This is a genomic window from Chryseobacterium sp. (genome assembly GCF_019236175.1).
GTDB lineage: Bacteria > Bacteroidota > Bacteroidia > Flavobacteriales > Weeksellaceae > Chryseobacterium.
This window is the reverse complement of the sequence record NZ_JAFAJM010000017.1, coordinates 178,914-186,614: the sequence shown is the minus strand read 5'-3', so window position 1 is coordinate 186,614 and position 7,701 is coordinate 178,914. Positions and strand designations below refer to the sequence as shown.

Below are 7,701 nucleotides of genomic sequence, written 5' to 3'. Positions count from 1 at the left end.
ACTAAGCAAGTGCTTTCGGTAGGCACTCTAAAAATACACCGCGGGATGGAGCAGTAGGTAGCTCGTCGGGCTCATAACCCGAAGGTCATCGGTTCGAGTCCGGTTCCCGCTACTAAGCAAGTGTTTTCGGTAAACACTCTAAAAATATACCGCGGGATGGAGCAGTAGGTAGCTCGTCGGGCTCATAACCCGAAGGTCATCGGTTCGAGTCCGGTTCCCGCTACTCAATGAGAGATGCAATAGCTATTGCATCTCTCTTTTTTTGTATTGCAGAACGAAAGCGAATGGAGTTAAAGCGGGTTTATGGTGCTTTTCCATTTTTTATATTCCTCTTTCATACAATGTCCGCAAGGTCTGTAGCCATTTTGTAAAGCCTCTGTTTTATTTTTAAAGAAAACCCGGTTTTCCTTTTTCATTCTTTTGCCTGACTTACATTGGAGCCGGCCATAGATTTTCAGCGTGCTGTTTCCTCCTAAACAAATTTCCCCGTTTCGGATTTTATTTTTTAGCAAAAAGTCTGATAGCTGAGAATGGGCAATCATTATATGGTATTTTAATTAATGGCGTCATGAAAGATAATTCCTAATGTATAACGACAGCCTTCTTTTAGCTCACTGACTCCGTGTTTCATATTGACTCTGTAATATCCTTTCACACCTTTTTCAGGTTTAAAATTCGTTGTGAAAATAAGAATATCTCCTTTTTTGGGCTGTAAAACAATGGCTTTAGACTGAGCGCGTGGAATGTGCTGAGTTATAACAAATTCTCCGCCTGTAAAATCTTTTTCAGGCTCACTCAGAAATAATACCATCTGGATAGGAAAATAAATATCACCATATAAATCCTGATGTAAGGTGTTGAAGCCGCCTGTTTCATATTTTAAAATTAAAGCAGTAGCCTTTTTCTGGCCGTTATTGTGACATTGTTTTAAAAATGTTTCATGTTCCGGCGGAAATTCTGTCCCGATATGTAAAGCTTTAAACCAGGAGTTGGCAATAGGTGCTAGATGAGTATATATATGCGTTCGTAAAGTTTGTATCAGGTCGGGTAAGGGATAATCATAATATTTATATTCTCCTGATCCGAACCGATGACGGGCCATCACCACCGTTTTACGGTAAAGCCCTGAATAGTTATACCCTGATTTCAGCATTTCACATTCATCATCGGACAACAGATTGGAAATTACTGCGTATCCTTTCTGATGCATTTTTTCAGTGATATCCTGCCAGTCTGTATTTTTAATTCTTTGAAGAGTATCTGTCATTGTATTGATTTTATGAGACAAAGATCTGATGTTATGAATGGGAATACAATCCGAAACATGCGGTATTCATCATAGATTATTTGTAAAAGAAAAATTACTCTGGACTATTTATATAACTCAATCTGGACGATAAGAGTAGTCCTGTTTGCGATTACTTTTGCAGCGTTAATTAAAACCAATATAATAATGAATTACACAATTAAAAAAGCAAGTCTCGAGGATCTTAATGAAACAGCAGAACTATTTAATCTTTATCGTGTCTTTTACAGACAGGAATCAGATGTGGAAAAGGGAAAAACATTTTTGAAAGAAAGATTTTTAAACAGTGAATCCGATATTTTTCTTGCGATGGCTGATGGAAAAGCAGTAGGATTTGTACAACTGTACAAATTATTCCATTATACCCGATTGCAAAAACAATGGCTGTTAAGCGATTTATTTGTACATCCCGATTATAGAGGTAAGGGTCTTTCGGTAGCTTTAATTGATCGTTGTAAACAATGGTGTGAGGAAACCGGAGCCTGCGGGCTGATGCTGGAAACAGAGAAAACCAATGATATTGGTAATAGGTTGTATCCCCGTTGTGGATTTGAATATGACGGGCTTCACAATTATTATTACTGGTGGGGATAGAATGCTTGTTAGGTAGAATTACTTCTACATTGATCACAATTTAATTCTACATTTATTTTTTCACCGGAAAGGGGTATAATTCTATTTTTGTAAAGCTCTTTGTGATCCGAATTTTAGGACAATTGATGATAAAGAGCACAAGCAAAACTATCTCCGCCACATTTTCTACTTTTTCCCCCACGGTTTTATGATTAGTACCACAAAACTGCTTTTGGCGGAGATTTTTGCTCACAAAAAAAGAGAACTGTCTACAGTTCTCTTTTTGTTTTTTTATATAAATAGGTGCGCTGTTATGGTGCAAGCTGCGCATAAGGAGTCAGCTTATTGTCATCAGACATGGTCTGATCCAGAAATTCTCTTTTCTGATCTCCTTTCATTCTTCCTGCTGCATCATTGGCATTAAAATAAGCTTCACTTAATTTTGTAGCAATATCAGCTGGTTTAAAATCAAACTTGGTATCGCCTTCTACTCCCAGATAACCATTTTTTCGGGTAAGATTAGTGATATAGTTGTTATAATTCACAAGGGTATTTCTCATGTATAATGTATGATATTCCATACATTTTTTTGCTTTTTTAGAAGAATTATTGAGAATACAGTTTTTCATATTATTTCTGTACAAAAACCATTCAGATTCTAAGGTTTTATATTCTTTTCCCACCATAATTTTTCCGTTGGTAAGAATGCTATTATCTCCTTCTTTAGTAGCAATGGTCTGAAGATGCTGAATAACTAATGGTACTGTAGCCTCGATTTTCGATTTTGTATCTTTTAGTACGCTAAGATCAGCTGCCGGAGATTTCTTCTTTTGAGCCGTAGTAACGTTAAAAATAAGCAATAGGAGTACAATCAATAAATTATATCTTTTCATGAGAAATTTTTAAGGCACTAAAATAAATATAATTTCCCGGTTAAAACAAATTTCATTTTAATTTTATTTAATAAAAATTAACAAGTTTTAAGAATTTCAAGAGGAAACTGCTTTTTTTATGCTGATTAGATAGAGAGTGAATTGGTCTTATTAATAAATTAATATATTTAATTGAATTTTATTTTACTGATTTACAGTCAGATAGATTGTTTTTATTATCTATCACTAAAAAAATAGTTGTTTGGATCAAAATTATTTCTACATTTGTATAACTAATTTCTTAGTGATATAGAATGATATACATTTAATATCATAAATGATTAAATGAACAGGATATGAAAATTCAGACTTTAACAAAAGCGGAAGAACAGGTGATGCAGTATTTATGGAAAATAGAAAAAGGATTTCTTAAAGATGTTCTGGATCTTTTTCCGGAACCTAAACCCCATACCAATACCGTATCTACCATTTTAAAAGTTTTAAAGGATAAAGAATTTGTAGACTATCACGTATACGGTAGACAGCATGAATATTTTCCATTGATTTCAAAGGAGCAATATTCAGGGAAAACAATAAAAAGCCTTGTGAAAAATTATTTTAAAGGTTCTTATAAAAGTGCTGTTTCGTTCCTTGTAGAAAAGAATGAAATGAGTGTAGAGGATCTTGAAATGCTATTAGACGAACTTAAAAAGAAAAACTAACACATCATGGAAGCCATACTTCTATACTTTGGAAAAGTAATTTTATGTTCAGGTGTAATGTTTCTGTATTATCAGTTGTCTTTAAAAGACAAGACATTTCACCATTATAACAGATTTTACTTATTGTCTGCAATGTTGATCTCATTGCTGTTGCCTCTGATCAGGATAGATGATTTTACAATCGAAGTGAATAATGAAGTGTATAGGCTTCTTGATAAGATTCAAAATTTTAATTCAGAAAAAAATATAGACCATGGTCACATTTATTTTAACATTATTTTTTCAGCTCTGGGACTTGTTTCTCTCTATTTTTTAGGGAAACTGACGTATGGAATTATCAAAATCCAGCAATTTAAAAAACAGTTTCAGAAAGAAAGTTTTGACGGGATTAATTTTTACCGTACAAATCTGACAGAAGCTCCCTTTTCCTATTTTAAGAATCTCTTCTGGAAAAATACTATTGTACTGAACTCCGAGATAGGTAAACAGATCTTAAAACATGAAATGGTACATATTGAGCAGAAACATTCGTTTGATAAGATTTTTATCGAAGTTATTACTTCTGTTTTCTGGTTCAATCCGTTTTTTCATATTATCAAACGGGAAATTAATCTAATCCATGAATATCTGGCTGATAAAAAAGCCGTAAAACATTCGGACACCCAAGCATTTGCGCAGATGCTTTTAGCAAGCCACTTTTCCGGAACACAGTTGCCTGCTGCCAGTCCGTTTCTTAGTTCAAACCTTAAAAAAAGACTTAAGATGTTACAAAAACCAAAAACCAAATTCGGGTATGCGCGAAGAATTTTTGCATTGCCGGTTTTATTTACAATTGCTTTTACTTATATGGTAAATGCAGAAAATAAAGAGATAGAAAAAACAAATCAGTCTATTAAAAAAGCAGTATCTGAAATTAAAAAAGATACGGTAAGACCTGAAAAAAATGAGCAGGAGACTGTTAATGATCCAACGCCAAAGAAATCTGAAAATCAGATAAAACTGGATGAGCTTCAAAAAAAGATTGACAGCAAAGGTAAAGAATTGAGTAAACTGAAACCTGAAAGTGCAGCTTTTGATAAAAAGGTTGAAGAAATAAGTTTACTGGCTTCGGAAATAGGGAAAATTGCAGGGGAAGAATCTCTGAAAGCAGATCGTTACTTTAAATCTGCTGAGTGGAAAAACAAAATGAAAGAGCTGGAAAATTTAAATGTGGAAGTTCCGGATGTCTCTCATATTGAAATACCAGAACTGCCAGAACTGCCTGCCGCTCCCAATGTTCCTGGTAATCCGAAAATAAAGGTTCTCAAATCAGGAAATATCATGTATCAACATACAGGAGGCTTAAGCAAGAAAGAGCTCAGAGATATCAAACGCGAGGCGGAAAATGCCAAAAGAGAGGCAGAAAAAGCTAAAGTGGAAGCTCAGAAAGCAATGAAAGAAGGTGAAAAGGCCAGAATAGAGAGTGAAAGAGCAAGTCAGGAAAGTAACAGAGCCAGAAAAGAGAGCGAAGTAGCCAGAATAGAAGCCGAAAAATCCAATAATTTCAGAAGCTTCAGTTTTAATACATCTCCTAAAGTAATGGTGATGCAGGCTGACTATATTAAAAAAGACGGGCAGGGAAATGTTGCAATGAGTGGCATTAAGAAATTTAATATGAGCGGCTGGGATGATGTGAGGTTCTTTGTAGACGGCAGAGAAGTTTCAAAAGAAGAAGTGAATGCTTTAAAATCTGAAACGATTGCCAGTATTAATGTTATGAAAGAAAATAAATTAAGAGGAACACGAGGCGAAATAAGAATTCAGACAAAGAAATAAAATACTATTAAGCTTTGTCAATACAGTTGGCAAAGCTTTTTTATATACCGTTTATTATGAAATATAAAATGCTGTTTTTTATGTTTTTAGGGGTGATTGCCCATGGCCAGATCAACCGTTTTTTTTACGAGTACACATTTATCCCGGATTCCCGAAATAAAGAAGATGTAAAAAAAGAAATGATGCTTCTGGATATCGATAAAAACGGATCAAACTATTATAGCCATGATACGTTTGTGGCTGATTCCACAGGAAAGGCTGATCTTGAAAAACAGCTTAAATCAGGTAGTGGAAGTATCAGTGTTAACAAAAGAGAAAAACCGGGACAGATTTCTTATAAAGTAACTAAACAGTATCCGGATTTTAAAACGTATTTGTTCAGAAATATTTCGATGGACAAGTATAAAATAAAAGAAGATCAAAAACCCGAATGGAAAATATTGCCGGACAAACAAAAAATAGGAGAATATAGTACCCAAAAGGCAACTACTGGTTTCGGAGGAAGAGAATGGATAGCATGGTTCTCCACGGATATTCCTCTTCAGGACGGCCCTTATAAATTTTATGGCCTTCCCGGACTGATCGTAAAGATTGAAGATACTACAGGTTCTCACAGAATGACACTTGTAGGCAATAAAACCATAAAAATACCTAACACTGAAAAAGAACCTCAGTTGCCTGAAAATGTGAAAATAACGGGGCTTTTTGGTAAAGAAATCGAAATTACAGAAGATCAGTTTAAAAAAGCATGGAAAGCCTATGTTAATGATCCTACTAAAAATATGAGGGAACTGATGATGAAAAATGGGGGAGATACCAATGCTAAAGTGGCTTTCAAAGTGAAAACGGCTGACGGGAAAGAATTTTCAGACCCTAATGAAGTACTTAGAGAAATGGAAAAAAGAACGAAGGAATCCCTTCTGAAAGATAATAATCCGATTGAACCGGATCTGATGAACTGAAATTATTCATTTTTAATGTGAACAGGATGCATTTAGTGTCCTGTTTTCTTTTTTATCTTTGGATAATAGACGGTATTACAGAATGTAAACCAGGTTTGTAGCTGAAATTTTAATCTTTAATTTTTAGACTTATAATGACAGAAAAAGAAAAATGTGCTGCAGGACTTTTATATAATGCCAATTATGATCAGGAATTAATTAATGAGCGGATGACCTGTAAAGATCTTTGTCGGGACTATAATGAGCTTCGGAATTCTGAAGAAGAAAACAGAAACAGATTAATCCGGAAAATTCTGGGAAATGTAAAGGAGAGAATTTGTATAGAACCTGTTTTCTGGTGTGACTACGGATATAATATTGAAGTCGGAGAAAATTTTTATGCCAATCACAACCTTGTTATATTAGATTGTGCTAAAGTGAAATTTGGTGATAATGTTTTTATTGGTCCTAACTGCAGCTTATATACAGCCGGGCACCCGCTTGATGTAAAACAGAGGAATGAAGGGTTGGAATATGCACATCCCATTATTATCGGAGATAATGTCTGGCTGGGAGGAAATGTAGTCGTTCTGCCGGGAGTCAGTATAGGAAATAATACTGTAATAGGAGCGGGAAGTGTGGTGACTAAAGATATCCCGGACAATGTGGTTGCTGTAGGAAATCCCTGTAAAGTGGTTAAAAATATTGAATAGCCTCCTCTCTGAGGATAAGATAAATAGAAAATCCCGGACGTAAACCGGGATTTTTATAGGGTGTCTGATGGCCGATTCTTAAGCTAATTTCTGAGAATCTGAAATAAACTGAGCCAGTCCGCTGTCTGTCAAAGGGTGTTTCAACAAACTCAAGATCGGAGGAAGCGGAGATGTAATTACATCCGCCCCGATTTTAGCACAGTCAATGATATGCATAGAGTGACGGATAGAAGCCGCTAAGATTTCAGTTTCAAACATATAGTTATCAAAAATCAATCTGATCTCCTGAATAAGGTTTAATCCGTCAGTAGAAATATCATCCAGTCTTCCTAAGAAAGGAGAAACATAAGTAGCTCCGGCTTTAGCCGCTAAAAGAGCCTGTCCTGGAGAAAAAATCAACGTACAGTTTGTTTTGATTCCTTTATCAGAAAAATACTTTAATGCTTTGATACCGTCCTTGATCATTGGGATTTTAACAACGATATTTGGATGGATAGCAGCCAATTCGTCTCCTTCTTTGATCATTTCTTCATATGTAGTAGAAAGTACTTCTGCAGAAATATCTCCGTCTACAAGTTCGCAGATCGTTTTGTAATGGTTTTTGATTGCTTCAGCTCCCTGGATTCCTTCTTTAGCCATTAATGAAGGATTGGTAGTTACACCATCCAGAATACCAAGGTCTTTAGCTTCTTTGATTTGCTCTAAATTAGCTGTGTCAATAAAAAATTTCATCTCGTTAAAATTAAATAGATTTATTCC

General features: G+C 35.1%; 9 protein-coding genes and 2 tRNA genes. 7 read left to right on the top strand and 4 right to left on the bottom strand.

The window, feature by feature from the left end; translation table 11 throughout:
* The first annotated feature begins 39 nt into the window (after positions 1 to 39).
* Positions 40 to 112, top strand: a tRNA-Met gene (locus JO178_RS15650).
* Positions 113 to 150: 38 nt separating this feature from the next.
* A tRNA-Met gene (locus tag JO178_RS15645) sits at positions 151 to 223 on the top strand.
* Positions 224 to 290: 67 nt separating this feature from the next.
* Here the strand turns inward: JO178_RS15645 and JO178_RS15640 are convergent.
* Both JO178_RS15640 and JO178_RS15635 read right to left on the bottom strand, forming a co-directional pair.
* On the bottom strand, positions 291 to 542 hold the full coding sequence (locus JO178_RS15640) for an Ada metal-binding domain-containing protein (RefSeq protein WP_291937931.1): 252 nt from the start codon (positions 540 to 542) through the stop codon (positions 291 to 293).
* Between the two features lie 11 nt (positions 543 to 553).
* Complete coding sequence (locus tag JO178_RS15635; RefSeq protein WP_291937930.1) at positions 554 to 1,267, bottom strand: 2OG-Fe(II) oxygenase; 714 nt, start codon at positions 1,265 to 1,267, stop codon at positions 554 to 556.
* A 186-nt stretch (positions 1,268 to 1,453) separates the two neighbouring features.
* Between JO178_RS15635 and JO178_RS15630 the strand changes: the two genes are divergently transcribed.
* Positions 1,454 to 1,900: a GNAT family N-acetyltransferase gene (locus JO178_RS15630; protein WP_291937928.1), complete on the top strand. Its 447-nt coding sequence runs from the start codon at positions 1,454 to 1,456 to the stop codon at positions 1,898 to 1,900.
* A gap of 290 nt (positions 1,901 to 2,190) precedes the next feature.
* Here the strand turns inward: JO178_RS15630 and JO178_RS15625 are convergent, their stop codons facing one another.
* Positions 2,191 to 2,772 carry a hypothetical protein gene (locus JO178_RS15625; protein WP_291937926.1) on the bottom strand — a complete coding sequence of 194 codons (582 nt, stop codon included), beginning with the start codon at positions 2,770 to 2,772 and terminating at the stop codon, positions 2,191 to 2,193.
* Positions 2,773 to 3,107: 335 nt separating this feature from the next.
* Here JO178_RS15625 and JO178_RS15620 point away from each other — a divergent pair, with 335 nt between their 5' ends.
* The 4 genes from JO178_RS15620 to JO178_RS15605 all read left to right on the top strand — a co-directional run bounded on the left by JO178_RS15620 (position 3,108) and on the right by JO178_RS15605 (position 6,942).
* Positions 3,108 to 3,473: a BlaI/MecI/CopY family transcriptional regulator gene (locus tag JO178_RS15620; RefSeq protein WP_291937924.1), complete on the top strand. Its 366-nt coding sequence runs from the start codon at positions 3,108 to 3,110 to the stop codon at positions 3,471 to 3,473.
* Positions 3,474 to 3,479: 6 nt separating this feature from the next.
* On the top strand, positions 3,480 to 5,288 hold the full coding sequence (locus JO178_RS15615; RefSeq protein ID WP_291937922.1) for a M56 family metallopeptidase: 1,809 nt from the start codon (positions 3,480 to 3,482) through the stop codon (positions 5,286 to 5,288).
* Positions 5,289 to 5,344: 56 nt separating this feature from the next.
* On the top strand, positions 5,345 to 6,250 hold the full coding sequence (locus tag JO178_RS15610) for a GLPGLI family protein (protein WP_291937920.1): 906 nt from the start codon (positions 5,345 to 5,347) through the stop codon (positions 6,248 to 6,250).
* Between the two features lie 134 nt (positions 6,251 to 6,384).
* On the top strand, positions 6,385 to 6,942 hold the full coding sequence (locus JO178_RS15605; RefSeq protein ID WP_291937919.1) for a sugar O-acetyltransferase: 558 nt from the start codon (positions 6,385 to 6,387) through the stop codon (positions 6,940 to 6,942).
* Between the two features lie 78 nt (positions 6,943 to 7,020).
* Here JO178_RS15605 and fsa read toward each other — a convergent pair whose 3' ends face one another.
* Positions 7,021 to 7,674 carry a fructose-6-phosphate aldolase gene (fsa, locus tag JO178_RS15600; RefSeq protein WP_291937918.1) on the bottom strand — a complete coding sequence of 218 codons (654 nt, stop codon included), beginning with the start codon at positions 7,672 to 7,674 and terminating at the stop codon, positions 7,021 to 7,023.
* Positions 7,675 to 7,701: the final 27 nt, after the last annotated feature.